The sequence below is a fragment of the Actinomadura sp. 3N508 genome (genome assembly GCF_044326375.1).
Lineage (GTDB): Bacteria > Actinomycetota > Actinomycetes > Streptosporangiales > Streptosporangiaceae > Spirillospora.
Genome location: NZ_JBIRAX010000005.1, coordinates 75229 through 100987, shown reverse-complemented (window position 1 = coordinate 100987; position 25759 = coordinate 75229). Strand labels below are relative to the sequence as shown.

Sequence of the window (25759 nt, the reverse complement as noted above, 5' to 3'; positions counted from 1 at the left end):
GATCGCACGCTCCCGCTTCACCATCGAGGACGCACCTTTGAACTGGAAGTTGCTCGTTCTGCTGGTCTCGGTGCCGGTCACGGCGGCCGGCAACCTGATCGCCGGACGGTACGCGCTGGACAGCTTCAGTCCGGTGGAGGCCAACGCCATGCGCTACCTGCTGGCGCTGGTCGTCCTGCTCCCGCTGCTGGGGCGCTGGCCGCGTCCCGAGCGGCGGGACGTGCCGTGGCTGATCGGCACCGGGCTGGTGGGGATCTGCATCTACAACATCCTGTTCTTCAGGTCGCTGGAGCTGATCCCGGCGTCCGAGGCGGGGCTGATCGAAATGATCATCCCGGCCGCGTCGCTGGCGCTGGCCTGGCTGGTGCTGCGGGAGCGGATCGCGGCGCGGCAGGTCGTCGGGATCGCGGCGGGCTGGGTCGGCATGCTGTGGCTGATGCGGATCCTGCCCACCGACGCCGCGAGCGAGAAGAGCTCCGACGACTGGCGGGGCGAGATCCTGATGGTCGTCGCGGTGCTGCTGTTCGCGGTCTACGCGATCATCAGCAAGTTCGCGATGCGGCGGCTGCCGCCACCGGCCGTCGCGACCTGGAGCTGCCTGATCGGCACGGTGCCGCTGGTGCTGCTGGCGGCGCCGGGCCTGATCGGCTCGCCGGAGACGTTCACCGAGGCGTCCGCGGCGAGCTGGCTCGGCGTCGCCTACGGCGGTGTCATCGGGTTCGTCTACAACATCATCGCCTGGTACTACTGCTTCCGCCAGGTGGGGGTGGCCAAGACCAACGTGTTCCTCTACCTGGTCCCGGTCTTCGGGGCCATGCTGGCCGTCCCGATCTTCGACGAGTCGCTGAGCGGCTGGCAGATCTTCGGCTCGGCGGTGACGCTGGTCGGCGTCGTCCTCGCGACCTGGGAGCGGTCGCCGCGCGGCGCGGCGGACGGCGAGCCCGCCGCTCCCCCGGAGGCGGTGGCCTCGGGCGCGGCGCCGGCCGGTCCGATGCCGGACGGCGCCATGCGGGACGGCCCGCTCAGCGGGGGGCGGGAGCCGGAGCGGTGACGAGGTTGTGCAGCGGTTCGCCCGCCCGCAGCCGGCGCAGGTTGCCGGCGATCAGGTCGGCGAGGTCGGCGGCCTCGCCCGGATAGCAGAACGCGGCGTGCGGAGTGACCCACAGGCCCCTGGTGCTCCACAGCGGGCTGTCGGAAGGGAGGGGCTCGTGGTCGTGGACGTCCAGCAGCGCCCCGCGCAGCCGCCCGCCGCGCAGCGCCGCGACGACCGCGCCGGTGTCCACGACCTCCGGCCGCGCGACGTTGATCAGGCAGGCGGTCGCGGGCAGCGCGGCCACCACGTGCGCGCCGACCAGGCCGCGCGTCCCCGCGCCGCCGGGCACCGCCACCACGAGATGGTCGGCGTCCCGGGCCACGTCCGGCAGGGCGGAGGGCGGGACGGTCAGATCGGCCGCGGCGGACTCCCGCCCGGTCCGGGTCACCCCGACCACGCGCATGTCGAAGGCGCGGGCGCGGCGGGCGATCTCGCCGCCCACCCGGCCGAGACCGACCTGCACCAGCGTGCCCCCGGCCAGCAGCCGCGCGCCGGGGAGCCGCCAGGCGCGGGCGTCGTGCCCGCGCACCAGCGCCGGGGCCTCCTTGGCCAGGGCGAGCATCCCCATCAGCGCGAACTCGGCGACCGCCCGCGCCGGAATCCCGCCCGCGTTGGTGACGATCAGCCCGGGGCGCGGCCGTCCGGCGGCGAGCTGGTCGGTGCCGACGCTGGTGAGCTGGAGCCAGCGCAGCCGGGCGCCGCGGGCGAGCAGTCCCGGCGGGAAGGCGTTGGCGACGAGGACGTCGTACCGGCCGAACTCCGGCGGGTCGCCGCGCTCGTCGTGGACGACGTCGACCGTGACCCCGGGCAGCCGGCCGTCGAGGTGTGCGCGGAGCTCGTCGCCGAGCCGCGGATGCATGATGCACATCCTCATGGCGGTCAGGTTAGGACAGTTCCGGCACGGCGGCCACGGCCGCCGTGCCGGACAGCCGAGAGAAGGTGAGCGAAATGGTCATGGCGACCGACGCGGGCCGCGTGCTGGCCCGCCTTGAAGAACGTTCCGCGCGGGAGCGGCCCGAGCTGGACACGCTGAACGCGCAGGGCGCCCGGTACACCCGCGCCGCCGCGCCCAGGCTGATGCTCGACGTCGGGCCGGACGTCGGGCGGCTGCTCAACACGCTGGTCCGGCGCGGGCGGGCCCGGCGGGTGGTCGAGATCGGCGGGTCGGTCGGCTACTCCACGATCTGGCTGGCCGACGCCGTCGCCGACACCGGCGGCTCGCTCGTCACGATCGAGGCCGACGCCGGCAAGGTCGCCGAGCTGCGGCGCAACGTCGCCGACGCCGGCTTCGCCGGGATGGTGCGGATCGAGCACGGCGACGCCGCCGAGATCGTCCCGGAGCTGCCCTATCCCTTCGACGTGGTGCTCATCGACCACTGGAAGGACCTCTACATCCGCGAGTTCGATCTCGTCTGGCCCCGGCTCGCGGCGGGCGGGGTGGTCGTGGCGGACAACATCCTCGAGCCCGAGGCCACCGCCGAGCAGATGCGCGCCTACGTCGAGCACGTCCGCAAGGTGCCGGGCGCCTGCTCGCACACCCTCCCCCTCGGGGCCGGCGTCGAGCTGACCATCCGAGACCACGCACCCGAGGAGTCCTGGTGATCGAAGCGGCCGAGACCCTTTGGCTGGACGGCGAGCTCGTCCGCTCCGAGACCACGCGCGCCCACCTGCTGACCCACACCCTGCACTACGGCTTCGGGGCCTTCGACGGCATCCGCTGCTACCGCCAGGAGGACGGCGGCCGGGCCATGTTCCGCGTGGGCGAGCACATGCGGCGGCTGCGCGACTCGGCCGCGGCCCTGTCGATCCCGATCGAGCACACCGAGGAGACGCTGGTCGACGCGGCCCGCCGCACGATCGAGGCCAACGGCCTCGCCGACGCCTACGTCCGGCCCCTGGTCTACGTCGGCGAACCCAACATCATCTTCGCGCACTGGCTCAACGACGCCCACACCGCGGTGATCGCCTTCGCCTGGTCGGGCTACTCCGACCGCAACCGGGAGGAGGGCACCACGGCCACGTTCTCCAGCCATCGCAGGCCCAAGACGCACGCCGACCTCTACAAGGCCAAGGCGTGCGGGCACTACCTGCTGAGCGTGGTCGCGTTCTCCGAGGCCAAGCAGCGCGGCTTCGCGCAGGCGATCTTCGTCGACGAGGACGGCATGGTGTGCGAGGCGACCGGGGAGAACATCTTCGCCGTCCACGGCTCCGTCGTCTCGACCCCGCCCGCGTCGCGTTCGCTGCTGCCCGGCATCACCCGCGACACCGTCATGCGGCTGGCCGCCGACCTGGGCTACGAGGTGGTCGAGCGCGATCTCGGCACCGACGACCTGCTCGGCGCCTCCGAGGTGTTCAGCACCGGGACGGCGTCCGAGCTGCTCCCGATCCCGGAGATCGACGGGCGCAAGATCGGCTCCGGTGCCTTCGGCCCGGTCACCCAGGCCCTCCAGCAGGCGATGATGGACGTCGTGCGCGGACGCGTCCCCGACACCCGAGGCTGGATGACCCCGATCTAGACACCGGCGCGATCTGGTCCGGGGTGGACCGCAGGCGATCCGGCGCTGGTCTAATGGACCGTATTCGTGCCAATACGCTGACGGGGGTCGCTCGTGCGGGCAGGCTGCGGGGTGACGGTCGAGGATCTGGAGGCGCTGCGGGTCCCGCTGACCGGCTACTGCTACCGGCTCCTCGGCTCGTCCGCCGACACGGACGACGCGGTCCAGGAGACGCTGATCCGCGCGTCGGCCAAGCGGGACCACTACGACCCGGGCAAGGCCCGGCTCAGCACGTGGGTCCACCGGATCGCCACCAACGTCTGCATCGACATGCTCCGGGCGGCGAAACGCCGCGCCCTGGTCATGGACGTGGCCTCGGCAACGCAGGGCCCGGACCTCGGCACCCCGCTCCCCCCGGAGGCGTGGGTGGAGCCGATGCCCGACGCGCGGCTGCTCGGCGGCCAGAACCCCGATGACGTGGTCCTGGCGCGGGAGTCGGTGCGGCTGGCGTTCATCGCGGCGCTCCAGCATCTCGCTCCACGGCAGCGGGCCGTCCTGGTGCTCCGCGACGTCCTGGTGTTCTCCGCGCAGGAGACCGCCGAGATCCTCGGCACCACCGTCCCGGCGGTGAACAGCGCCCTGCAGCGCGCACGGGCCACCCTCGCGGCGAACCGTCCCGACCCCTTCGACCTCTACGACCCCGAGGACGCCGGGCAGCGTGATCTGCTCCGCCGCTACGTGTCCGCGTTCGAGTCCCACGACATCGCCGGGCTGACCGCGGTGATGCGCGAGGACGCGGTGGCCTCGATGCCGCCGTTCCCGTGGCGGATGGACGGCGCACGGACGATCGCCGTGCTCGCCGGGTCCAGCGACTCCTGCGCGGGCGCTCGGCTGGTGCCCTGCCGCATCAACGGCGCCCCGGGGTTCGGGCAGTACCGGCCCGGCGACGACGGCGTCCTGCGTCCGTTCGCCCTCGTGTCGGTCGACATGCGGGACAGACGCCTCACCCAGATGATCACCTTCCTCGGCACGCACGACCGGTTCGCCGAGTTCGGCCTCCCCGCGTCCCTCCGGGCCGGGGAGGAGGTCACCGGCTGAGCGATGAGTTCCCACGCGCCGCGTCGTACAAGCCGGTGAACACCCGACGACGCGGAAGGACACAGCGCGATGGACACGTCCACGGCCCATCTGACCAGCGAGACCCGGGCGGAGCGGGAGCGGCTCGCCGGCCTTTTCGCCGACCTCACGGCGGAGCAGTGGGACACGCCGTCCCTGTGCGACGGCTGGCGGGTCCGCGAGGTGGTCGCCCACATCACGATGCCGTTCCGGACCAGGCCCATGGGGTTCGCTGCGGGCCTGGTCCGGGCGCGGTTCTCGTTCAACCGGTACGCCGACCGGGACGCCCGGTCGGCGGCACGGGCGATGAGCGAGGCCGAGCTCCTCGACCTTCTCCGGCGCAACATCGAGCACCCCTGGCGGCCGCCCGGCGGTGGCCAGGCTGGCGCTCTGAGCCACGACGTCATCCACGGCCTGGACGTCACCGAACCGCTGGGGCTTCCCTCGCCGTCGCCCGAACGCATCGCGCTGGTCCTGGGGTCGGCCGTCGACAAGCAGCTGAAGTTCTTCGGCGCCGACCTCGGCGGACGGAAGCTGGTCGCCGGCGACGCGGACGTCTCCGTCGGTGATGGACCCGCCGTCGTGACGATGCCCGCCAAGGAGATCCTCCTGGTGATCACCGGACGGCGCGCCCTCGACAAGGCCCGGGAAACGCCCCGCTGAGGCGATCCGCCCCCGGCCTGGAGTCTCGGGAGGGCCCGGAGTCTCAGGAGGACCGGGCGGCGAGCTCGGCCAGGCCGGGGGCACCGGACGGCGCGCGCAGCGCGATCTCCTCGCCGTCGCGGGTGATCAGCCCGACCCCGGACAGCCCGGCGGGACCGTCGACGAACCGCAGCGGGAGCGCGGCGAAGGTCTCGGCACCGACGTGCTCCTCCAGTTCGGCCGGGTCGCCGCCCACCTCCAGCCAGCCGATCTCGCGCAGCGGGCGCTCGTGGTCCAGGGGGACGCGGCGCGCCGGGTGCTGCGCCATGTCCTCGTGGAAGTAGAAGTTCGGGAGCCCCCTCCCCCAGGTCACCGCGACGTTCCCCGGGGCCATGGTCGTGCTCCAGGTCGAGCCGTCCGGCCGGCGGGCGCCGGGCGCCGTGACCACCTCGCCGCCGAAGCGCCGCGCGACCTCCGCAAGGTCGGCGAGGCTGCGGGCTCTCAGGTTCCAGCTCATCCAGTGGTCGCCGCGGCGGGTCGTCCGCTCGAACCAGTCGCGGAACGCGTCGATCCCGGGCGGCAGGCCGGCGTGGTGGTCGATGACCGACTCGACGTTGACGTAGGCGTCGCCCGGCAGCGGGATGGTGCGGTGGGCGGTCGGGACGGCGTCCAGCCATCCGCCCTCGTGGCTGCGCAGCCCGGTCTCGCCGCGCAGCCGCTCGGCGCTCGCGTAGAGGTGCCGCACACCGAGCGTGAAGTGGTCCAGGTCGTAGACGGCCATGAGAGCCCTCCGGCATAATAAGCCTTGCTATCAAAATAGATTTGAAAGCAACACTAAATCTCGGAGGGTTCGATGTCAACCGACGGCCCGACCGTCGACGAGGGCGTGCGCGAGATGCTCCGGCTGATGCCGCGGCTGATGGCGCGGGCCAAGCGGATGCCGGTCCCCGAGCGGCTGCGCGACTTCGCGCTCACCCCCCGGCACCTCTCGCTGCTGGCCCTGCTGCTCTACGACGAGTCCGCCACGGTCAAGCAGCTCGCCGACCAGCTCCAGCTCGCCTCGACGACGGTCAGCCTGATGGTCGGAGACCTGAGCCGGCAGAACATCCTGGAACGGCGCGAGGACGAGCACGACCGCCGCCGGACGATCGTGAGCATCGCCGCCGCCCACCGTCCCGCGATCGAGGCCTGGCTGGGCGCGGGGGCGGCGGCCTGGCGCACCGCGCTGGAGCCGCTGTCCCCGGCCGAGCGGCACCTGGTGATCAACGCCCTGCTCACCTACGAACGCGAGACCATGGCCCTGACCCGCCAGCCCGACTGACCCGCGGGAAACGCGGAACGGGCCCTGGCCACCGGCGGGACATGCGCCCGGCCGGTGCCCCACTGCCAGGGCCCGGGTATCACGCCCTAACGGACGGCGACCTGGTCAGAGGCCGCGCACGGACGCGACGGAGAAGGGCAGCTGCGGGGTGCCCGGACCCGTCGGGCCGCCCTTGTCGAACTGCGAGCGGACCACGTACAGCTTCCCGTTCTTGCGCAGCAGGGTCGTCGGGGTGCCGAGCGCCGCGTCGGTGAGCCGCCGGGTCATGTGGGCCGTCCGGCCGTCCGAGCCGATGCGCCACTTGCTGATCGCGTAGGCGTTCGCGATGGGGTGGGCCACCCACAGCGTGCCGCGCTGCAGTTCCATGCCGTCGCCCGTGAGGATGCTTCCGCCGCTCAGGGCCACCTTCTCGACCTTCCCGGAGGGCAGCGCGATGCGGTAGAGGTCGGCTCCGGTCATGTCCACCGTGAGCAGGTAGCGCCCCGACGGCTCGGCGACGATCCCGTTGAGGGTGATCGTGTTGGGCGCGTGCGGCTCCACGACCTCCGACAGGTCGAACGCGGGCGTGAGCGGCACCTCGCCGCCCTGCTCGGCCGCGTCCGCGAGCTGCTTCGGCGTGACGCGGTAGACGATGGCCTGCCGGCTCTCGGTGATGTAGGCGGTGCCGTCCGGCGTGATGGCGACGTCGTTGACGAGGCGCGGGTCCTGGTTGGGGACGACGAACCGGGCCACCAGGCGGCGGCTGGGAATGTCGTAGACGGCGAGCCCGGTGAGGCGGTCCATCACCCACAGGCGCCTGGACCGGTCGACCTCCAGCCCGAGGGCCTGCGATCGCCCGTCCCCGCGCGCGGGCAGGAACTCCTCGGCGACCCGCTGCCCGGGCCTGGCCCGGTAGATCGCGCCGCCCTCGTACGACCCGGTGTACAGGTCGCCGGTGTAGGGGTCGGCGGCGATTCCCTCGGGGTAGACCCGGTCCCCCGGGATCTCGAACGCGGTGGAGATCCGGGCCTGCGCATCGGCGGAAGCTCCTGCGGCCTGTGCGGCCGAGCCGGCGAGCAACGGCACGGTGAGGGTCGCGACAACGATGACGTGTCGCCGAACTGTGCGGTACATGACTACCTTCTCCGTCGGTTTTCCCCAGACGTCACGGCGGCGCCTCATGTGCATCGCCGCTCCATCCGTCTCTCTGGACGCAACGTAGAGACCCGTAGGGAACCGGAGGGTTTCCTACCAGGCAGGCCATGTAGCCGGCAGGTGAGGGTCTACGTATTACGTAGATTGTCGGATGTCAGACATACTCTGGCAAGACCCGGCTTCAGATCCGTCCGGAAGCGGTGTCAGCAGGACTTATGCGGGCTGATCGGTTTTCCGGTGCCGTACAGGTAGCGGGCCGTACCGCCGAGGCCGTCGAAGGTGACGGCCATCCCGGTCGCGATGTGGTTCGCGGACGAGGTGGCCTGCCGCTCGACGTAGGCGCCGCATCCGTCCCGGCCGCTCTGCGCCGTCGCGGCGGAACTCCACGTGCCCGTGAACGAGCCGGACTGCCCGTAGACCGAGACGGTCACCTTCCCGCAGCCCGAGCCATAGGTCCTGACCTGGGCGAACGCGGTGTTGCCGAAGTTGCCGTATCGGACGCGGTACAGGCAGGCCGTCCGCTTCAGCTGCGGGGTGAGGTCCGTCGACGCCCATTTGTAGGTGGTGACCGAAGCCCGCTCCTTGCCGGGCCTCGATATGGTCGCCGTGCCTCCGGCCGGGGCGTGGGACGCGCCGGGGGTCGAACCGGTGGGCGGTGTCTGGGAGGTGGCGGTCGCGCTCGGACTCGACCCGCGCGCCGATGGCAGCACCGTCGCGCCGGGCGCCGGGGGCTGCCGGCCCGCGTGCGTCGGGTCGTCGTCGGGGTCGGCCTGGGTGGACGGCAGCAGCGTGGCGGTGACCAGGGCCGCCGCACCCGCCGCGACGATGGCCGTGGCCGCCGTGATGGCGGCGCGGCGCACCCGGCGCGGCGACGACGTCCCGGCGGCGGGACCGGCGGCTTCGGGAGCGGCGATCTCGGACGCGCCGGCCTCGGACGCGCCGGCCTCGGGGGCGGCCGTTTCGGGGCTGGCGGCTGCGGCGGCGGCCTGGAGGCTCACCTGGCCGTGCGGCTCGCGGCGCAGCAGGCCGAGCAGGAGTTCTTCGCTGTCCGGACGTCGCGCCGGGTCCTTGTCCAGGCAGCGGGCGACCAGCTCGCGCAACCGTCCGCCCAGGTCGCCGAGGTCGGGCTCGTCGTCGGTGATGCGCCGCATGACCGCCTCGATCGTGGCGGCCGCGAAGGGGGACCGCCCCGTCGCGGCGAACACGACGGTGCAGCCCCACGCGAAGACGTCGACGGCGGGCCCGGCGCGGCCACCGGAGAACAGCTCGGGCGCCATGTAGGCGGGGGTGCCGACCACCTGGCTGGACTCCTCGCCAGCGCCTTCCAGGACGCGGGAGATCCCGAAGTCCACGACCCGCGGGCCCTGCGCCGACAGCAGCACGTTGCCCGGCTTGAAGTCGCGGTGGACGACCTGCGCCTGGTGGATGGCCACCAGCGCGGTCGCGGTGCCGATCGCCAGCCGTTCCAGGTCGGCGCCGGTGCGGACGCCCTCCTCCCGGACCGCCTGTAACAGGGAGACCCCTTCGACGAACTCGCTCACGAGGTAGGGCACGGAGCCGTCGAGGTCGGCGTCCAGGACCCGGGCCGTGCAGAACTCGGCGACGCGCTGGGCCGCCGCGACCTCGGCGGCGAACCGCGCACGCGCCTTGGCGCCGCCGTCGAGCCGAACCTTCAGGCACTTGACGGCCACCCGGCGGCCGGCCGGGTCCTCCGCGAGGTAGACCACGCCCTGCCCGCCCTCGCCGAGCCGCGCGACCGGCCGGTACCCGCCGATCGCGGACGGATCGTGGCCCAGCAGCGGGGAACCCTCGGTCATGTCGCGCTCCGTCCAGCCCTCGGCACCGCATCGAGATCGTAGTGCCGGACCCGCACGGCCGCCCTCGTTATGGCGCGCGGCGTCAGGCGATGGGCGGGTACCGGACGGGGCCCTCCGAGGTGATCTCGCCGTTGGTGATGGTCATCAGGCGGGTCGCGCTCGCGAGGCGGTCCGGGGGCGTCGTCAGCGGGTTCTCCTTGATGACGACGAGGTCGGCGTAGTTGCCGGGCTCGACCGTGCCGCGGTCGCGCTCCTCGAACGAGGCGAACGCGGCGCGGGAGGTGACCAGGCGCAGCGCGGTGGGGACGTCGAGCCGCTGGTCCGGGAGCCAGCCGCCGGGCGGCGTGCCGTCGAACTCGGTGCGGGTCACCACGCGCTGCAGGCCCCACATCGGGTCGAGCGCCTCGATGTCGAAGTCGCTGCCGCCGACCATCGGCACCCTCGCGCGCAGCATGTCGCGCCACCGGTAGGCGTAGCGCAGCCGGTGCCGTCCGATCGCGTCCTCGGCGAACCGCTGGTCGGACGTCGCGAAGCTCAGCTGGATGCTCGCGATCACCCCGCGCCGGATCATCCGCTCCAGCAGGTCGTCCTCCGCGACCTGGACGTGCTCGACCGCCCACCGGTCCCGCGGCGAGACGTCGTTGTGCTCGTAGGCGTTCAGCGTCACCTTCAGCCCGCGGTCGCCGATGGCGTGGGTGGTGATGTTGAAGCCCAGCTCCCGGGCGCGGGCGACGTCGCGGTTCGCGCGTTCCTGGGCGAGGAACAGGATGCCCTTGCGGGGGAAGCCGTACGGGTCGTCGCTGTAGGGCTGCCGCAGTGCGGACGTCCGGGGGCCGAGCCATCCGTCCGAGTAGAGCTTCACCCCCAGGACCTTCACCCAGTCGTTGCCCGAGCCTGTGCGCAGGCCCATCCGGGCGGCCTCCTCCATGCAGCCCCATGCCACCCGCACCAGGAAGCGGACCTTGAGCTTGCCTTCGTCGGCGAGCTGGAAGAGGGCGTCCAGCGCGCCGAGGTCGCGCAGGCCCGCCTCCACGACCGTGCTGACGCCCTGCTTGGCCACCTCCTCCTGCATGACCAGCAGGTCGTTCTTCATCTTCTCGGTGACCGGGCTGTGAGTGCACTGGTCGACGGGCGTCTCGCCGCGCGCGTGGAGATCGACGTGCCGCTGGCCGGTGCGCCTGCGCGCCTCGAACGCCTCGTCCTCGTCGTACGGCTTCCACACCGGCCGGTACGCCTCCGGGGCCGCGCCGGTCAGCGCCCGCTGGATGAGGTGGGTGTGCTGGTCCCGGAACCCGGGGCCGACGAAGGCGCCCTTCAGGTCGACCCGGCGCGTGCGGTCGCCGGCGAGCTCCAGCACGCGCCGGTCGGAGCCGACGGCCACGATCCGTTTGCCCTTCACGGCGACGGCCTGGGCGGTGGTGTGCCCCGTCCAGACGGCGCCCGAGTGCAGCACCAGGTCGGCGTGGCCGCGCGGGCTGCCCGCGGCAAGGGTCCCGGCGGCGGCACCGGTCAGGACCAGAGCGGATCGACGGGTTATCGGTGACTCCATGGAACACTCCTCACATTTCGCCTCATGATCAATGTGAGGGTGCAATGCGGTCTTGTCGACCCTGAAAAGGAATGGACCGTCCTCCGGCCCCCACCCGCCACCATTCAACGGACGAGCTCCGCTCGACTGTCTGGCCACAGGATTGAGAACGGTTATCATTGCGTCATGAAGACCTCTCCCCACGAGCGCATGGTCGTGGACGTCGAGTACGCCGTCGCCGACGGTGAGCGGCTGCTGCTCGACCTGTACATCCCGGAGGGCTCGGGACCGCATCCGGTGTCCCTGTGGGTGCACGGCGGAGCATGGCTTTTCGGCGACCGCTACAGCGGCGCCACCTCGTTCGCTGCCGAGCTCGCCGAGCGGGGCGTGGCGATCGCGAGCATCGACTACCGGCTCGGCGAGGCCGGGGCCTTTCCCGCCTCGATCGACGACGTCCGCGCCGCCGTCCGCTGGCTGCGCGCCCACGGGGCCCGGCACGGGCTGGCCATCGCGAGGATCGGCGCGTGGGGCGCCTCGGCCGGGGGGCACCTGTCGCTGATGGCGGCGCTCGACCCGCGCGGCGACCGCATCGACGCCGTCGTCGACTTCTTCGGGCCCACCGACCTGGTCGCCCGGCTGGCCCGGACGGAGCTGGAGCGCGAGATCCTGCCGGACCCGCCCGACGCCCGCTACCTGCGGACCACCGTCAAGACGCTCGACCGAAACCGGGCGCGTGCCGCCAGCCCGCTGTACCAGTGCCTCGACCAGGCGCCGCCGACGCTGCTCGTCCATGGGGACCGCGATCAGCAGATCCCGCTGGACCAGAGCCTGCGCATGCATCAGGCCCTGGTCGCCGCCGGACGCGACGCGCAGCTGCTCGTCCTCGGCGGCGCCGGGCACGAGGACGCCCGGTTCCAGCAGCCGTGGGTCCTCGACACCACGGCCGCCTTCCTCCGCCACCACCTGACCCGCTGACCTGACCGGCCGGCGGGGAGAGACCGGTCAGGAATCGAGAAGCGGCATTGACCTGGCCGCATCTAGCGTGAGTGGCATGGCAGCGAAGCACATGGACAAGAAGCGCAAGCCCGGGACGCCCGGAACGTTCTCACGCTGGATGCAGCACCGCATGAACGCCCGCATGAACCGCAAGGTCCGGCGCGGACGCGGCTCGTTCATGGGCATGGACGTGCTGATCCTGCACACCGTGGGGCGCCACAGCGGGGAACGGCGGGAAACGCCGGTCGCGTGGTTCCCCGATGATGACGAGGACGCGCGGTTGATCGTGGCGTCGGGCGGCGGGAGCCGGCACCCGGACTGGTTCGCCAACCTGATGGCGCACTCCGACGAGGCCTCCATCGAGCTGCCCGGGGGCGGCACCGTGCCGGTAACGCCGCACCGCCTGGAAGGCGACGACCGCGAGCGGGCCTGGCAGCGCATCGCCACCGCGCAGCCCCGCATCGCCAAGTACCAGAGCAAGTCCGACCGGCAGTACCCGGTCGTCCGCCTCACCCCGAGCTGATCGCGGCGCTCCGCCGGAACCGCCCGCCGTCCACTGGACGGCGGGCGGTTCGCGTTCCGAGGGCCGCCGCAGGGACAAGGGTCGGCGGGTCAGCGCGCGAGGAGAGCGACCCACTGCGTGACCGTCGGCTGTTCGGCCAGGTCGATGAGGTCGACGTCGGCCCCCTCGGCGCGCCAGCGCTCCACCAGGGTCATCAGCCGGATCGAGTCCAGGCCCTGATCGAGGAGCTGGACGTCGTCGCCGACCTCGCGCGGGTCCAGGTTCAGCACTTCGGCCACATCCGCGCGGACGCGATCCGGAGTGAGCGGGGTCCGCTCCATGACGTCACTCTCCTTGAAATTAGAAAATTAGGTAAGGCTTGCCTAAGTTCACAATCTAGTCCATTATCGGTCAAGCCCGACATGATCGTGCTTGAGTCCCCTCTTGACGAGACGACTTGATCATCGGATTATAAGCAAGGCTTACCTAAGTTAGGTAGCCCTAACCTCCGAGGAATGCCATGGCTCCCAATGGCGTAGCGGTGGTGACCGGCGCGGCAGGCGGAATCGGTGCCGCGACGGTCGAGGCATTAGCCCTGAACGACCACCGCGTGGCCGCGCTCGACCTCGACGCCGGCCGCGTGCGCTCCCTCGCCGACCAGGCCCGCGAACGCGGCCTGGACGTCACCGGGCACGCCGTCGACGTCGGCGACGCGCCCGCGGTCGAGGCCGTGTTCGACAAGATCGAGGCCGAGCTCGGCCCCATCACCGACGTCGTCAACGTGGCCGGGCTGCTGCGCCCGGCCGCCGTCCTGGACACCACCGACGCCGACTGGGCCGCGACCTTCGCGGTCAACGTCACCGGCGTGTTCGTCGTCTCCCGCGCGGCGGCCCGCCGGATGCGGCGCCGCCGCCGCGGCGCCATCGTCACCGTCGGGTCCAACGCCGGCGGCGTCCCGCGCGGCGGCATGGCCGCCTACGCCGCGTCCAAGGCCGCCGCCGCCCACCTCACCCGCTGCCTCGGCCTGGAGATGGCGCCCCACGGGGTGCGCTGCAACATCGTCTCGCCGGGCTCGACCGACACTCCCATGCTGCGGACCCTCGGCGCCGGCGACGTGATCGCCGGGGACGCCGCCGCGTTCCGCACGGGCATCCCGCTCGGCCGGATCGCCGCGCCAGCCGACATCGCCGAAGCCGTGCTCTTCCTGCTCTCCGAGCGGGCCCGGCACATCACCATGCACGAGCTGTACGTCGACGGCGGCGCCACCCTGCGCGCCTGAACCCCGGAGCCGACCCTTGACCATCCTCACCGAGCGCCATGCCGACCTCCTCAGCGACTACCGCTTCGGAGACTCCTTCTTCTTCCGCTCCCCCGGCCACACCCTCCTGGCACGCGGCACCGCCGCCACCGTCCCGACCTGCAACTCCGGCCACCCGGCGGAAACGCTCGCACGCCGGGTGCGGGAGACCCTTGCCGAGGCGCGGGCGGCCGGGCAGCCGCGGCCGATCGTCGTGGGCGCGCTGCCCTTCGACACGACCACGCCGGCGCGGCTGACCGTCCCGGCGACCGTCCACTGGACGGGCCCGACCTGGACGCAGGACCCGCCGGACGAGCCGCCCGTCGCGTTCGGGGCCGTCCGGCACACCCCGTCCCCCGAGACCTACAAGCGGAGCGTCGCGGACGCCCTGGACCGGATGGAGGAGGGCACGCTCGAAAAGGTCGTGCTCGCCCGCGCGTTCGACCTGGACGACGTCACCCGGGCGGACGTGCCCGCGATGCTCCACCGCCTCGCGCACGGCAACCCCGCCGGCTACGTCTTCGCCGTCGACCTCCTGCGGGGCCGCACGCTGCTCGGCGCGAGCCCGGAACTGCTCGTCCAGCGCACCGGCGGCCTCGTCACGGCCAACCCACTCGCCGGGTCCGCGCCCCGGCACCCCGACCCGGACACCGACGCCCGCGCCGGCGAGGCGCTGCTCTCGTCGGAGAAGGACCTGTACGAGCACTCCATGGTCGTGGACGCCGTCGCCGCCGGCCTGCGGCAGTTCTGCGGCGACCTGAAGGTCCCGCGGAAGCCCTCGCTGTCCCGGACGCCCACGATGTGGCACCTGTCGACCCGGATCCAGGGGCGGCTCCTCGACGCCGACGTCGCGTCCATCCACCTCGCGGGGGCGCTGCACCCCACGCCCGCCGTGTGCGGCACCCCGCAGGAGCTGGCCCGCAGCGCCATCCAGCAGCTCGAACCGTTCAACCGCGGCTTCTACAGCGGCGCCGTCGGCTGGACGGACTCGTCCGGCGACGGCGAGTGGGCGATCGCGCTCCGCTGCGCCGAGGTCGCGCCGCACGAGATCCGCGCCTACGCCGGCGCGGGGATCGTGACCGGATCGGACCCGGAGGCGGAGCTGGCCGAGACGACCGCGAAGTTCCGCACGTTCCTGCGTGCGCTCGGCATCGACAAGGACCTCTGATGCTGCCGCACTGCACCCCCTGGCCCCCCGAGGCCGCCGCCCGCTACCGCGACGCCGGCCACTGGCGCGGCGAGACGTTCGGGGCGCTGCTCGCCCGGCTGGCCGCCGAGCACGCCGCGCGCACCGCGGTCGTCGCCGGGCCCAGCCGGCTGACCTACCGGCAGCTCGACGACCGGGCGTCCCGGCTCGCCGCGGGCCTCGCCGAACTGGGCGTGCGGCCCCGCGACCGCGTCATCGTCCAGCTGCCGAACATCCCGGAGTTCCTGGAGACGGCGTTCGGGCTGTTCCGGCTCGGCGCGATCCCGGTGTTCACGCTCCCCGCGCACCGGTCCAGCGAGATCGTCCAGCTGGCGCGGCTCGCGGAGGCGGTCGCCTATGTGATCGCGGACGAGCACGACGGCTTCGACTACCGCGTCCTCGCCAGGCAGGTCCGCGCCGAGGTGCCCGGCGTGCGGCACGTGCTCGTCGCCGGGGACGCCCAGGAGTTCACGCCCCTCGACACCGTCTCCGGGCCGGGCGACGCCTTCCCGGACTCCGATCCGTCCGACGTCGCGCTCTTCCAGCTGTCGGGCGGCACCACCGGGACGCCGAAGATGATCCCGCGCACGCACGACGACTACCTGTACAGCGTCCGCGCCAGCGCCGAGATCTGCGGCCTCACCCCCGACAGCGTCTACCTGGCCGCGCTCCCGGCCGCGCACAACTTCCCGATGAGCTCCCCCGGCGTCTTCGGGGCCCTGCACGCGGGCGGACGCGTCGTGATGGCGCCGCAGCCCACCCCGTCCGTCGCGTTCCCGCTGATCGAGGCGGAGCGGGTCACGCTCACCGGGCTCGTCCCGCCGCTCGCGCTGCTGTGGATGGAGACCGCCAGGACGACCCGCCACGACCTGTCGAGCCTGCGGACGCTGCAGGTGGGCGGCGCGCGGCTGAGCAACGCCGCCGCGGCCCGCGTGCGCGGCGCCCTCGGCTGCGACCTCCAGCAGGTGTACGGCATGGCGGAGGGGCTCGTCTGCTACACCCGCGCGGGCGAGCCCGAGGAGTTCCACCTCACGACGCAGGGCCGGCCGATCTCGCCCGACGACGAGATCCGCGTCGTGGACGCCGACGGCGCCGACGTGCCGCCGGGCGAACCCGGCGAGCTGCTCACCCGGGGGCCGTACACGATCCGCGGCTACTACCGGGCCGACCGGCACAACGCCGTCGCGTTCACCCCCGACGGCTTCTACCGGACGGGCGACATCGTGAGCCGCCTGCCCTCCGGCCACCTCGTCGTCGAGGGCCGCGAGAAGGACCAGATCAACCGCGGCGGCGAGAAGGTCGCCGCCGAGGAGGTCGAGAACCATCTGCTCGCCCACCCGGCGGTGCGGGACGCGGCCGTCGTCGCCGTCCCCGACCGGTTCCTCGGCGAGCGGACGTGCGCCGTCGTCGTCCCCCGCGGGGACGCGCCGGACGCCGCCGGCCTGCGGGCCTTCCTGCGCGACCGCGGGCTGGCCCCCTACAAGATCCCCGACCGGGTCGAGATCGTCAGCGAGTTCCCCGTCACCGGGGTCGGCAAGATCAGCAAGCGCGAGTTGCGCCGCGCGCTGGCCGCCGGCCTCGCCGCCCCCCGTTAGGAGCGTCATGGGCCTGCCCAGAATCACCTCGTATCCGATGCCCGACACCCTGCCCGCCAACCGGGTCGGCTGGACCCCGGACCCGGACCGGGCCGTCCTGCTGATCCACGACATGCAGAACTACTTCGTGGACGCCTACGCGCGCGACGTCGCGCCGATCCCCGAGCTCATCTCCAACATCATCGCCCTGCGGTCCCGCTGCGCGGCGCTCGGCATCCCCGTCGTCTACACCGCCCAGCCCGGCGCGCAGACCCTCGCGCAGCGCGGCCTCCTCCAGGACTTCTGGGGCGACGGGGTGCCCGCCGACCCCCGCGCCGCCCAGATCATCGACCCACTGCGTCCCGGCGCCGAGGACATCGAGCTCACCAAGTGGCGCTACAGCGCGTTCCAGCGGACGTCCCTGGGCGCCACCATGGCGGAACTCGGCCGCGACCAGCTCATCATCACCGGCATCTACGCCCACATCGGCTGCCTGATGACGGCGGCCGAAGCGTTCATGCGCGACATCGAGTCGTTCTTCGCCGCCGACGCGACCGCCGACTTCTCCGCCGAGCACCACGCCTCGGCCATCACCTACGCCGCCGAGCGCTGCTCGGTCGTGCTCAGCACCAGCGCGCTGCTCACCGAGCTCGCCCGTAGCCGCGCCTCCGTCGGCTGACCCGCCCCCGCCTCCCGCCAGCACGCATGGCTACGAGATCGCCCGCCGTCCCTGAGGACGGCGGGCGATCAGCTGTGCGCTCGGTCAGGGGGTGACCCTCGGGAAGCGGAGGATGCGGTCGTCGGTCGCGGCGGGCTGGCCGCGCCCGTCGCGGTTGCTCGTCATGACCCAGAGCCAGCCGTCCGGGCCGACGGCGACGGTGCGGAGCCGCCCGTAGGTGCCCTGCAGCACCGCGGTGGGCGCGCCGGCCGCGCCGCCCTTGCCGTCCAGCGGGACGGTCCAGAGCCGGCGGCCGCCCAGCGCGGCGGCGTACAGCGTGTCGCCCGCGACGGCGCCGCCGCTCGGCGACGCCTCACGCGTCGACCAGACGGCGAGCGGGTCGTGGTAGGTCGGCTCGCCGCCGGTGCCCTCGACGTTCGGCCAGCCGTAGTTGTCGCCGGCCTCGATGTGGTTGACCTCGTCCCAGCGGTTGTTGCCGAGCTCGACGTTGTACATGACGCCGCCGGGGCCCCAGGCGAGGCCCTGCACGTTGCGGTGGCCGAGGGTGTAGACGACCGAGCCGGCGATGGGGTTGTCGGCGGGCGCGGAGCCGTCCGGGTTCATCCGCAGGATCTTTCCGGCCGGGCTGTTGCGGTCCTGGGAATGGGCGGTGCGGCCGGCGTCGCCGGTGCCGGCGTAGAGTTTTCCGTCGGGGCCGAAATGGATTCGGCCGCCGTCGTGGTAGGAATTCTTCGGAATGCCGGAGAAGATCACCTGCTGCTGCGGCGACGCGGCCAGTTTGAACCGGACGATTCTGTTGTCGGACGCCGCGGTGTAATAGGCGTAGACGTATCCGTCCTGCTCGTAGGTCGGCGAAACCGCGATGCCGAGAAGGCCGCCTTCGCCGGTCGGCGTGACGCCGGTGAGCTTGGCCACCTCGACCGGCGCCGAGCCGGGCTTCATCTGCAGGATGCGGGCGCTGTTGCGCTCGGAGATGAGCGCGCTGCCGTCGGGCAGGAAGGCCAGTCCCCACGGGACCGTCAGGTTGGTCGCCGCGACGGTGGGCTTGGTGAAGTCGAAGGCGGGGTCGGCGGCCGTCCGCGCGGGCGGGGTGACCGCCGCGCCGGTCGCCGGGGAGATGGGGGCTGCGAGCACGGCCGCGACCGCGAGGGCCGCGGCGGGGGCCAGCATCCGCGTTTTACGGGGCATCTTCTCTCCTAAGTCACCCCCGAACCACTATGGGACCTCGGCTGCTGCCCCTTGATGACGAGCGGTTTCGCAGTTCACGGGCACCGGGGAGCCTTGCTGGCGCGCCTCTGTCAAACGGTGGGGCGGGGGGTCGTTTCGGGCAGCGCGACCGAGGGGAGCGCTCGGTTCGGCTCCAAACTACTCGGCCCTGCAGCGGCTGTGAAGCGCCGGTTTTTCACCTTTCAACGGGGGGCGGGCGGAGGAATCGAAAATGCGATCCGCTCAGCGCGTGCCAACCGCCGGGAGCAGGCGCGGGGCCAGCGCGGCGCCGAGGGTCGCCGCCGCCGCTGCCGCGGTGACGATCGTCCAGGCGCCGGGGCCGAGCGGGGTGCAGCCGAAGAACTGGCTGATGCCGGGCGTCTCGACCACCGCGAACAGGGCCGCCGCGGACACCGCGCAGGTGGCGAGGACGAGCGGGCTGCGCCAGCGGGCGATGAGGGTCTGGCCGAGCTGCGCGCCGACCAGCGCGGCGAGGCCCATCGTGGACGCGCGCCGCCCGCCGCCCGGCACCAGGCCGGTCATCCGGCCCGCCTGCCAGGACAGCAGCGCGGCGGCCGCGGTGGCGGTGCCGCGGACGGCCAGCGCGCGGCGCATGTCCTCGCCGGTGAAGCCGCGGACCGGCGCGCGGGCGTGCGGCGCGTCGCCGTCGCTCCCGTCGCTCGCGGGGGTGATGGCGACGGCCAGCGCGGGGAGCATGTCGGTCAGCATGTTGACCACGAGGAGCTGCCGGGTGCTGAGCGGGGCGTTCCCGCCGAGGGCCGTGCCGAGGACGGTGAAGGACACCTCGCCCGCGTTGCCGCCGACGAGGATCGCGGCGGCGTCGCGGACGCTGCGCCACAGCGCGCGGCCCTCCCGCAGCGCGTCCAGGATCAGCGCGGTGTCGGGCGCGGTGAGGACGAGGTCGGCGGCGCTGCGGGCGGCGCCGGAGCCGCGCCCGGCGACCGCGATACCGACGTCGGCGCGGCGGATGGCGGCGGCGTCGTTGGCGCCGTCGCCGGTCATCGCGACCACCCGGCCCGCGCGGCGCAGGTCCTTCACGATGCGCACCTTCTGCGCCGGGGAGACGCGCGCGAAGACCGCGGCGTCCTGGACGGCCGCGGTCCGCTCGGCGGCGGACATCGCGTCGAGCTCGGCCCCGGTGACGACCCGGTCGGCGCCGGGGATCCCGAGCTCGGCGGCGACCGCGGCGGCGGTCGCCGGATGGTCGCCGGTGATCATGGTGGTGCGCACGCCGGCGTCGCCGAGCCGCTGCACGGCCTCCTCGGCGGTGGGCCGCGGCGTGTCGGCGATGCCGATGAAGCCGAGCAGCGTGAGGTCCTCGACGTGGTCGGCGATCCGGCCGCGGACCTTCGCCGGGTCGGGGACGGGCCGCTCGGCGATGGCGAGGACGCGCAGCCCCCGCCCGGCCAGTCGGCGGAACGTCGCGGCCGCGGCGCGGCGCCGCGCCGCGGTCATGGGCTCGTCGCGGTCGGCGGCGCTGCTCGGCAGGTGGATCCGGGCGCAGCGGGCGAGCAGCACCTCGGGCGCGCCCTTGACGGCGAGGACCGTCCGGTCGCCGTCGTGGCCGAGGGAGGCGGAGAACCCGCGGGTCGTCTCGAAGGGCAGCTCCTCCTCCAGCGACCAGCGGGTGTCCGGCTTCAGGTCGCCCGCGTAGTCGAGCACGGCCCGGTCGGTGGCGTGCGCGACCTGCCGGCCGGGCGGGGGCGGGCAGGCACGGGCGGCGACGCGCAGGATGCGCCGCCCGCCGTCGCTGGTCAGCGGCAGCGCGCGGGCGGGCCCGGCGGCGCGGACCAGGCGGAGCCTGCCCTCGGTGAGCGTGCCGGTCTTGTCGAAGCAGAGGGTGTCGACGCGGCCGAGCGCTTCGAGCGCGCGGGTGGTGCGGACCAGCACGCCGAGCCGGGACAGCCGCCGCGCCGCCGCGAGCTGCGAGACGGTCGCGACCAGCGGCAGCCCTTCGGGGACGGCGGCCACCGCGACGGCGACGCCGGAGCCGAGCGCCCGCCGCAGCGGCAGCCCGCGCAGCATGCCCAAACCGGTGACGGCCGCGCCGCCGAGCACGGTCGCGGGAAGCGCCTGGTGGGTGAGCTCGGCGAGGCGGGTCTGCATGCTGGACGAGGCGTCCGCCGCCCCGGCCAGCGCGGCGGCCCGGCCCGATTCGGTGGCCTCGGCCGTCGCGACGACCAGGGCGACCGCGCCGCCCGCGACGACCGTGGTGCCCTCGTAGACCATGCAGTGCCGGTCGGCCGGGTCGTCGCCGGGCGAGGGCTCGATGTTCTTGTCGACGGGCACCGACTCGCCGGTGAGGGTGGCCTCGTCCACCTCCAGCGACTCGGCCCACAGCAGCCGGGCGTCGGCGGGGACGACGTCCTCGGAGCGCAGGACGATCACGTCGCCGATCCGCAGCCGTCCGGCCATGACCTGCTCGGCGTCGGCGGAGCGCAGGTGCTCGAACGCGTCCGGGCCCGGGGCGCGCGGGGACAGGTCGGCGCCGGGCCGCAGCCGCCGCGCGTGGACCTGCTGCCCGAGGAGCAGCTCGCCGAGCGCCTTCTCCGCGCGCATCCGCTGCGCGCCGCCGATGAGCGCGTTGCCCGCCATGACGCCGGTGACCAGCAGCGCGTCCACGCTGGAGCCGACCACGGCGGAGGCGGCGGCGCCGAGCGCGAGGACGGGGATCAGCGGGTCGTCGAGTTCCTGCCGCACGGCGGCGGCCAGCCGCGCCCCCGCGCCACCGGACCGGGCCGGGCGGTCCGGAGCGGTGTCCCGGGACGCGGTGCGCGACAGCCGCCGGACGGCCTCCTCGGCGGTGAACGCGTGCCACGCGTCGCGGACGACGGGCGGCGGCAGCGGCCGATGGTCCAGCCGCCGCGCGCTCACGGCGTTGGTGAGCATCGCCACGAGGGCGGCCGCGTGCACCGGCGGCACGCTCGGCCAGGGCGTGATCGAGCGGCGGCGGGGCCGGCGGCCCGCGATCAGCAGCGCGCCCAGCGCCGACGCGCTCAGCGACAGCTCCGCGGCGCGCTCGCTGGCGCGCCGCGCGGGGCGGACCGCGGTGAGCAGCCGCCACGCCTCGGCGAGCCCCGGCCCGCAGACCAGGTCGGCGCGCCAGTCGGCGGGGCCGTCCCCGCGCAGGACGCCGACCCCGACGTCGGCGGCGTCCAGCGCCCGGTCCTGCCCGGACGACACGGCCAGCACGACGTGGCCCTCGCGCTGCAGCGCGCGCACCGTCTCCGCCAGGTCCTCCACGGCGACCGGGGTGTCGTCGCCCCAGGCGACCAGTTCGCGGGTGCTGGCGTGCTCGGTCAGGAAGACCACGTCGGCGGCCTGGTGCGCCGCCGACAGCAGCGCCTCGGCGAGCGGGTCGAGGGAGCAGCCGACGCGGACGCGTCCGAAGCGCCCGCCGGTCTCGCCGGTCAGGTCGAGGGTGAGGCCCTGCGGGTCGGCGGGGGCGCCGGGCGGGGCGTCCTCCGCCCGCACCAGCCGCCATCGGTTCCCCGCGCCGTCCCAGGGGCCCGGTCCGGTCAGGTCGCCGGGGTCGCGGCCTGCGAGAACGTCGCCCGCCGCGCGCCAGACGGCCGCGTCGTCCAGGTCGTCGCCGGTGGCGACCGCCGACAGCAGCCGCAGCTCGCCGTCGCACAGGACGGAGGAGTCGATGACCATCGCGTCGACCCGGTCAAGGCGGCGCAGCGCGGCCGGGTCCAGGACCACCGTGCCGCGTCCGGCCAGGTCGTGGGCCAGCACGGCGGCGAACGCCTCCCGGCCGTGCCGCGCCGCCTTCGCCAGCGTCGCCAGCAGCAGGTCGGCGACGGCGGACGCGTCGCGCGTGCCCGCGAGGACCCCGGCCCCGCCGAGCAGGTGCCCGAGCGCGGTGCGGGTCCCGGCCTTCTCCACCGGCCCGTCCGGCAGCGGGCACGGCCGCTCGGCCCGGGCGCCGCACTCCTGCGGCTGCCCTCCCGCCGCCAGCACCGGTTCCCGCCGCCGCCACGCCGCGCGCCGCGCCCCGATCTCGTGGAGCTGGAAGACCCGGTGGACGGCGTCGGTGACCGGCGGTCCGATGCCGTGCCCGGCGCCCTGGACGACGGCGTTCGCGACCCCGAGCAGCGCGTCGGCGCGCAGCAGGCCCAGCCGCCGCTCCACGGCGGTCCGCACCTGCGGCATCGAGTCCGCCACCGCGACCGCCGCCCGCACCGGGCTCGGCACCGGCGGAATGGCCAGCAGCCTGCCCGCGACGGCCCCGAAGGCTCCGGCGATGTCCGCCGCCAGGGCGGACGTCGCCGCGGTCCATGCCATGTCGTCGTCGGGCCGGCGCGTGTGGGCGTCTCTGTCCTTGTTGCGCGGGTCGAGCCGGCCGGCCCGGCGCGCCTCCTCCACGTCCTCGACGACCTCGACCAGGGCGTCGAGGCTCACGTCACCCTCTTCGTACGCGACCAGGATGTGGCCGGTGACCGCGTTGACCTCCGCCCAGTTCACGCCGTCCAGCCGCCGCATCGCCTCGGTCAGCGCGCGCACGTACCGCAGGTGCCGGGGCCCCTCGCCCGCCAGGCCGCGCGCCTCGATGTGCGCGCGGCCGGCGTGGGCCCACACGCGCCGCCCGCGCCCCCCGGCGGCCAGGGCGGCGACCGCGCCGGCGGTCCGGGACGCCCGCTCCGCCGCCGCGGCCGGGACGCTCAGCACCGTCCTGGCCAGGGACGCGCCCGGAATGCCCACGACCGCTCCTCCCCCACGGAAACGCGATCCGGGTACCCGCGACCACGCACCGCAAACAAGGGCGGATCCGCGATGAGTTCGGGGATCGCGCGCGGTCTAACGGGAAAGGCGCCCAACGGGAGGACACCATGCGGAAGCTCGTGGTCACGGAGAACATCACGGTCGACGGGGTGATCGACATGGCGGAGGGCTGGTTCGATCCGCTCGCCGAGGACGTCGACCAGTCCGACATCACCGCGGCGACGACCGAACATCGCGAGGCGGCGGACGCGCTCCTCGTCGGCCGGAACACCTTCGAGGCGTTCCGCGGTTTCTGGCCGAACCAGACCCACGACCCGACGGGCGTCTCGGACTACCTCAACGCGGTGCACAAGTACGTCGTCTCCAGCACCCTGGAAGACCCGCGATGGGAGAACTCCACCGTGCTGCGCGGGCCTGTCGTGGACGAGGTCAACGCGCTGAAGATGGCCCCGGGCCGCGACATCGTCGCCACGGGCAGCATCCGGCTCGTGCACGCGCTGATCGCCGCTGACCTGGTCGACGAGTACCGGCTGTTCGTGTTCCCCGTGGTCGTCGGGCACGGGGCGCGGCTGTTCGAGTCGGCGTCCGTGCGGCTGCGGCTCCTGGAAACGCGGCGGTTCGTCTCCGGCGCGGCGCTCCTGCGCTACGCGCCCGAGGCCGCCGCCCCCTAGCCCAGGTCGGCGAGCTTGCGTTCCAGGACGGCGCGTTCGCGCTCGTTGCCGCACATCCGCACGGCGCGTTCCAGCTCGGTGCGCGCCTCGCCGGTGCGCCCGATGCGGGCGAGCAGCTCGCCGCGGACGCCGGGCAGCAGGTGCGAGGTCGGCAGCGCGCCGGCGGCGGCCAGCTCGTCCACGATCGGGAGCGCCGCGGCCGGCCCGTCCGCCATGGAGACCGCGACCGCCCGGTTGAGGTCGACCACCGGTGACGGCGCGAGCCGTCCGAGCGCCTCGTAGATGAGGACGATGCGCTTCCAGTCCGTCTCGTCCACCGAGGGCGCGACGGCGTGGCATTCGGCGATGGCCGCCTGGAGGCCGTAGGCGCCGAGGCCGCGGCCCGCCTTCTCCGCGCGGTTGAGCGCGGCACGGCCGCGGCGGATCGCGGCGCGGTCCCAGCGGCGGCGGTCCTGGTCCTCCAGCAGGACGGGCTCGCCGTCCGGGCCGGTGCGGGCGGGGAAGCGCGCCGCGGTCAGCTCCAGGAGCGCCAGCAGGCCGCGCACCTCGGGCTCGTCCGGCACGAGCCGGGCCAGCACCCGGGCCAGCCGCAGCGCCTCCCCGGCGAGGTCGAACCGGATCAGGTCGCCGCCGGAGCTGGCCGAGGACCCCTCGGTGAAGATCAGGTAGATGACGCCGAGGACGGAGCCGAGCCGCTCGGCCCGCTCCCCCACCGGCGGGACCTGGAACGGCACCCGCGCCGCCGCGAGCGTCTTCTTCGCCCGGGTGATGCGGGCCTGCACGGTGGCGGTCGGGACGAGCAGCGCCTTGGCGATCTCGTCGCTGGTCAGGCCGCCGACGACGCGCAGCGTGAGCGCCAGCCGCGCCTCCCGCGACAGCACCGGGTGGCAGGACACGAACATCAGCGCGAGGACGTCGTCGTCGATCTGGTCCGGGTCCCACAGGACGTCGCCGGCGGCGGTCGGGTCGGCGGGCTCGCCGCCCGCGGCCACGCCGCCCTCGCCCAGGTCGCGGGCGAGGACGGCGTACCGGTCGTCGAGCGTGGAACGGCGGCGGAACCCGTCGATCGCGCGGCGCCGCCCGACGGTGAGCAGCCAGCCGGCGGGGCTCCGCGGGACGCCGTCGCGCGGCCAGGTCACCAGCGCCTCGGCCAGCGCCTCCTGGGCGAGGTCTTCGGCGAGGGCGAAGTCCCCGGTGTAGCGCGCGAGCGCGCCCACGATCCGGGCGGACTCGATCCGCCACACGGCGGCCACCGCCGCACGTCCCGTCGGGTCGGCCATCTCCGCGTTCCTCCCGGTCAGAGCTGGCCGTTGGCCTCGCGCCACTCCCGCTCCTTCTTGATCCACTCGTTGTCCTGCGGGAACTCGTCGACCTCGGTGACCCGGCGGATCTCGGTCTTGAAGCCGGGGCCGGTGAACGGCATCCGCTTGGCCCACTCGACGGCCTCCTCCTTCGACGCGACGTTCAGGATGTAGAAGCCGCCGAACAGCTCCTTCGTCTCGCCGTACGGTCCGTCGGTGACGACGGGCGGCTCGGACGAGTAGTCGACGACCACGCCCTCGCTCGCGTCGGCCAGGCCCTCCCCGGCCAGGACCACGCCCGCCCGGATCATCTCCTGGTTGAACCTGCCGACGGTCTCGATCATCTCGTTGTGGTCGATGTCGCCCATGTTCGCGAAGGCCTCGTCGGTGGCGCGCATGATCAGCATGTACTTCATCGTCTTCGTCTCCCTGTGGATCGTCCGGGCCCCTCTGCG

The 25759-nt window shown here is 73.8% G+C and carries 23 protein-coding genes; 13 read left to right on the top strand and 10 right to left on the bottom strand.

What is annotated here, in order from left to right:
- Window positions 1-37: 37 nt before the first annotated feature.
- Window positions 38-1051: a DMT family transporter gene (locus ACH34S_RS19355; RefSeq protein WP_395954077.1), complete on the top strand. Its 1014-nt coding sequence runs from the start codon at window positions 38-40 to the stop codon at window positions 1049-1051.
- Here the strand turns inward: ACH34S_RS19355 and ACH34S_RS19350 are convergent.
- The gene (locus ACH34S_RS19350) at window positions 1023-1967 is read right to left on the bottom strand and encodes a D-2-hydroxyacid dehydrogenase (RefSeq protein ID WP_395954076.1); all 945 of its coding nucleotides are present in this window, start codon (window positions 1965-1967) and stop codon (window positions 1023-1025) included. The genes ACH34S_RS19355 and ACH34S_RS19350 overlap by 29 nt on opposite strands.
- Window positions 1968-2041: 74 nt before the next feature.
- Here ACH34S_RS19350 and ACH34S_RS19345 point away from each other — a divergent pair, with 74 nt between their 5' ends.
- The 4 genes from ACH34S_RS19345 (at window position 2042) to ACH34S_RS19330 (ending at window position 5367) form a co-directional block, all read left to right on the top strand.
- Window positions 2042-2695 carry an O-methyltransferase gene (locus ACH34S_RS19345; RefSeq protein ID WP_395954075.1) on the top strand — a complete coding sequence of 218 codons (654 nt, stop codon included), beginning with the start codon at window positions 2042-2044 and terminating at the stop codon, window positions 2693-2695.
- On the top strand, window positions 2692-3609 hold the full coding sequence (locus ACH34S_RS19340; RefSeq protein WP_395954074.1) for a branched-chain amino acid transaminase: 918 nt from the start codon (window positions 2692-2694) through the stop codon (window positions 3607-3609). Before ACH34S_RS19345 ends, ACH34S_RS19340 begins: the two co-directional genes overlap by 4 nt.
- 111 nt (window positions 3610-3720) lie before the next feature.
- Window positions 3721-4686: an RNA polymerase subunit sigma-70 gene (locus tag ACH34S_RS19335; protein ID WP_395954073.1), complete on the top strand. Its 966-nt coding sequence runs from the start codon at window positions 3721-3723 to the stop codon at window positions 4684-4686.
- 69 nt (window positions 4687-4755) lie between these two features.
- Complete coding sequence (locus tag ACH34S_RS19330; protein ID WP_395954072.1) at window positions 4756-5367, top strand: maleylpyruvate isomerase family mycothiol-dependent enzyme; 612 nt, start codon at window positions 4756-4758, stop codon at window positions 5365-5367.
- Window positions 5368-5410: 43 nt separating this feature from the next.
- On the opposite strand, the gene ACH34S_RS19325 is transcribed toward ACH34S_RS19330, so the two are convergent.
- A complete protein-coding gene (locus tag ACH34S_RS19325; RefSeq protein ID WP_395954071.1) occupies window positions 5411-6127 on the bottom strand; it encodes a VOC family protein in 717 nt (238 codons plus the stop codon).
- Between the two features lie 72 nt (window positions 6128-6199).
- On the opposite strand from ACH34S_RS19325, the gene ACH34S_RS19320 reads away from it, so the two are divergent.
- Window positions 6200-6667, top strand: a complete 468-nt coding sequence (locus ACH34S_RS19320; RefSeq protein WP_395954070.1) for a MarR family transcriptional regulator — start codon at window positions 6200-6202, stop codon at window positions 6665-6667.
- 105 nt (window positions 6668-6772) lie between these two features.
- Here ACH34S_RS19320 and ACH34S_RS19315 read toward each other — a convergent pair whose 3' ends face one another.
- The 3 genes from ACH34S_RS19315 to ACH34S_RS19305 form a co-directional block, all read right to left on the bottom strand.
- Entirely contained in the window at window positions 6773-7780 is a 1008-nt protein-coding gene (locus ACH34S_RS19315; protein ID WP_395954069.1) for an SMP-30/gluconolactonase/LRE family protein, read from the bottom strand.
- A gap of 224 nt (window positions 7781-8004) precedes the next feature.
- Window positions 8005-9618, bottom strand: a complete 1614-nt coding sequence (locus tag ACH34S_RS19310; protein ID WP_395954068.1) for a serine/threonine-protein kinase — start codon at window positions 9616-9618, stop codon at window positions 8005-8007.
- 82 nt (window positions 9619-9700) lie between these two features.
- Window positions 9701-11167: an amidohydrolase gene (locus ACH34S_RS19305; protein WP_395954067.1), complete on the bottom strand. Its 1467-nt coding sequence runs from the start codon at window positions 11165-11167 to the stop codon at window positions 9701-9703.
- A 165-nt stretch (window positions 11168-11332) separates the two neighbouring features.
- On the opposite strand from ACH34S_RS19305, the gene ACH34S_RS19300 reads away from it, so the two are divergent.
- Both ACH34S_RS19300 and ACH34S_RS19295 read left to right on the top strand, forming a co-directional pair.
- The gene (locus ACH34S_RS19300; protein ID WP_395954066.1) at window positions 11333-12121 is read left to right on the top strand and encodes an alpha/beta fold hydrolase; all 789 of its coding nucleotides are present in this window, start codon (window positions 11333-11335) and stop codon (window positions 12119-12121) included.
- 76 nt (window positions 12122-12197) lie between these two features.
- Entirely contained in the window at window positions 12198-12665 is a 468-nt protein-coding gene (locus tag ACH34S_RS19295; protein WP_395954065.1) for a nitroreductase family deazaflavin-dependent oxidoreductase, read from the top strand.
- Between the two features lie 89 nt (window positions 12666-12754).
- On the opposite strand, the gene ACH34S_RS19290 is transcribed toward ACH34S_RS19295, so the two are convergent.
- Complete coding sequence (locus ACH34S_RS19290) at window positions 12755-12985, bottom strand: phosphopantetheine-binding protein (protein ID WP_395954064.1); 231 nt, start codon at window positions 12983-12985, stop codon at window positions 12755-12757.
- Window positions 12986-13164: 179 nt separating this feature from the next.
- Here ACH34S_RS19290 and ACH34S_RS19285 point away from each other — a divergent pair, with 179 nt between their 5' ends.
- Genes ACH34S_RS19285 through ACH34S_RS19270 form a run of 4 tightly spaced genes read left to right on the top strand, consistent with a single transcriptional unit; the run spans window position 13165 to window position 17380 of the window.
- Window positions 13165-13923: a 2,3-dihydro-2,3-dihydroxybenzoate dehydrogenase gene (locus tag ACH34S_RS19285; RefSeq protein ID WP_395954063.1), complete on the top strand. Its 759-nt coding sequence runs from the start codon at window positions 13165-13167 to the stop codon at window positions 13921-13923.
- 16 nt (window positions 13924-13939) lie between these two features.
- Window positions 13940-15109, top strand: a complete 1170-nt coding sequence (locus tag ACH34S_RS19280; RefSeq protein WP_395954062.1) for an isochorismate synthase — start codon at window positions 13940-13942, stop codon at window positions 15107-15109.
- Entirely contained in the window at window positions 15109-16722 is a 1614-nt protein-coding gene (locus ACH34S_RS19275) for a (2,3-dihydroxybenzoyl)adenylate synthase (protein WP_395954061.1), read from the top strand. The genes ACH34S_RS19280 and ACH34S_RS19275 overlap by 1 nt, the downstream gene beginning before the upstream one ends.
- Window positions 16723-16729: 7 nt before the next feature.
- On the top strand, window positions 16730-17380 hold the full coding sequence (locus ACH34S_RS19270) for an isochorismatase family protein (protein WP_395954060.1): 651 nt from the start codon (window positions 16730-16732) through the stop codon (window positions 17378-17380).
- An 84-nt stretch (window positions 17381-17464) separates the two neighbouring features.
- On the opposite strand, the gene ACH34S_RS19265 is transcribed toward ACH34S_RS19270, so the two are convergent.
- Both ACH34S_RS19265 and ACH34S_RS19260 read right to left on the bottom strand, forming a co-directional pair.
- Window positions 17465-18568, bottom strand: a complete 1104-nt coding sequence (locus tag ACH34S_RS19265) for a PQQ-dependent sugar dehydrogenase (protein WP_395954059.1) — start codon at window positions 18566-18568, stop codon at window positions 17465-17467.
- A gap of 261 nt (window positions 18569-18829) precedes the next feature.
- Window positions 18830-23311 (bottom strand): cation-translocating P-type ATPase, encoded by a 4482-nt coding sequence (locus tag ACH34S_RS19260; RefSeq protein ID WP_395954058.1) that lies wholly within the window; start codon window positions 23309-23311, stop codon window positions 18830-18832.
- A 128-nt stretch (window positions 23312-23439) separates the two neighbouring features.
- On the opposite strand from ACH34S_RS19260, the gene ACH34S_RS19255 reads away from it, so the two are divergent.
- Complete coding sequence (locus tag ACH34S_RS19255) at window positions 23440-24003, top strand: dihydrofolate reductase family protein (protein WP_395954057.1); 564 nt, start codon at window positions 23440-23442, stop codon at window positions 24001-24003.
- On the opposite strand, the gene ACH34S_RS19250 is transcribed toward ACH34S_RS19255, so the two are convergent.
- Window positions 24000-25283: an RNA polymerase sigma factor gene (locus ACH34S_RS19250; RefSeq protein WP_395954056.1), complete on the bottom strand. Its 1284-nt coding sequence runs from the start codon at window positions 25281-25283 to the stop codon at window positions 24000-24002. The two genes, ACH34S_RS19255 and ACH34S_RS19250, sit on opposite strands and share 4 nt — an antisense overlap.
- 17 nt (window positions 25284-25300) lie before the next feature.
- A complete protein-coding gene (locus ACH34S_RS19245; RefSeq protein WP_395954055.1) occupies window positions 25301-25720 on the bottom strand; it encodes a YciI family protein in 420 nt (139 codons plus the stop codon).
- Window positions 25721-25759 lie beyond the last annotated feature (39 nt).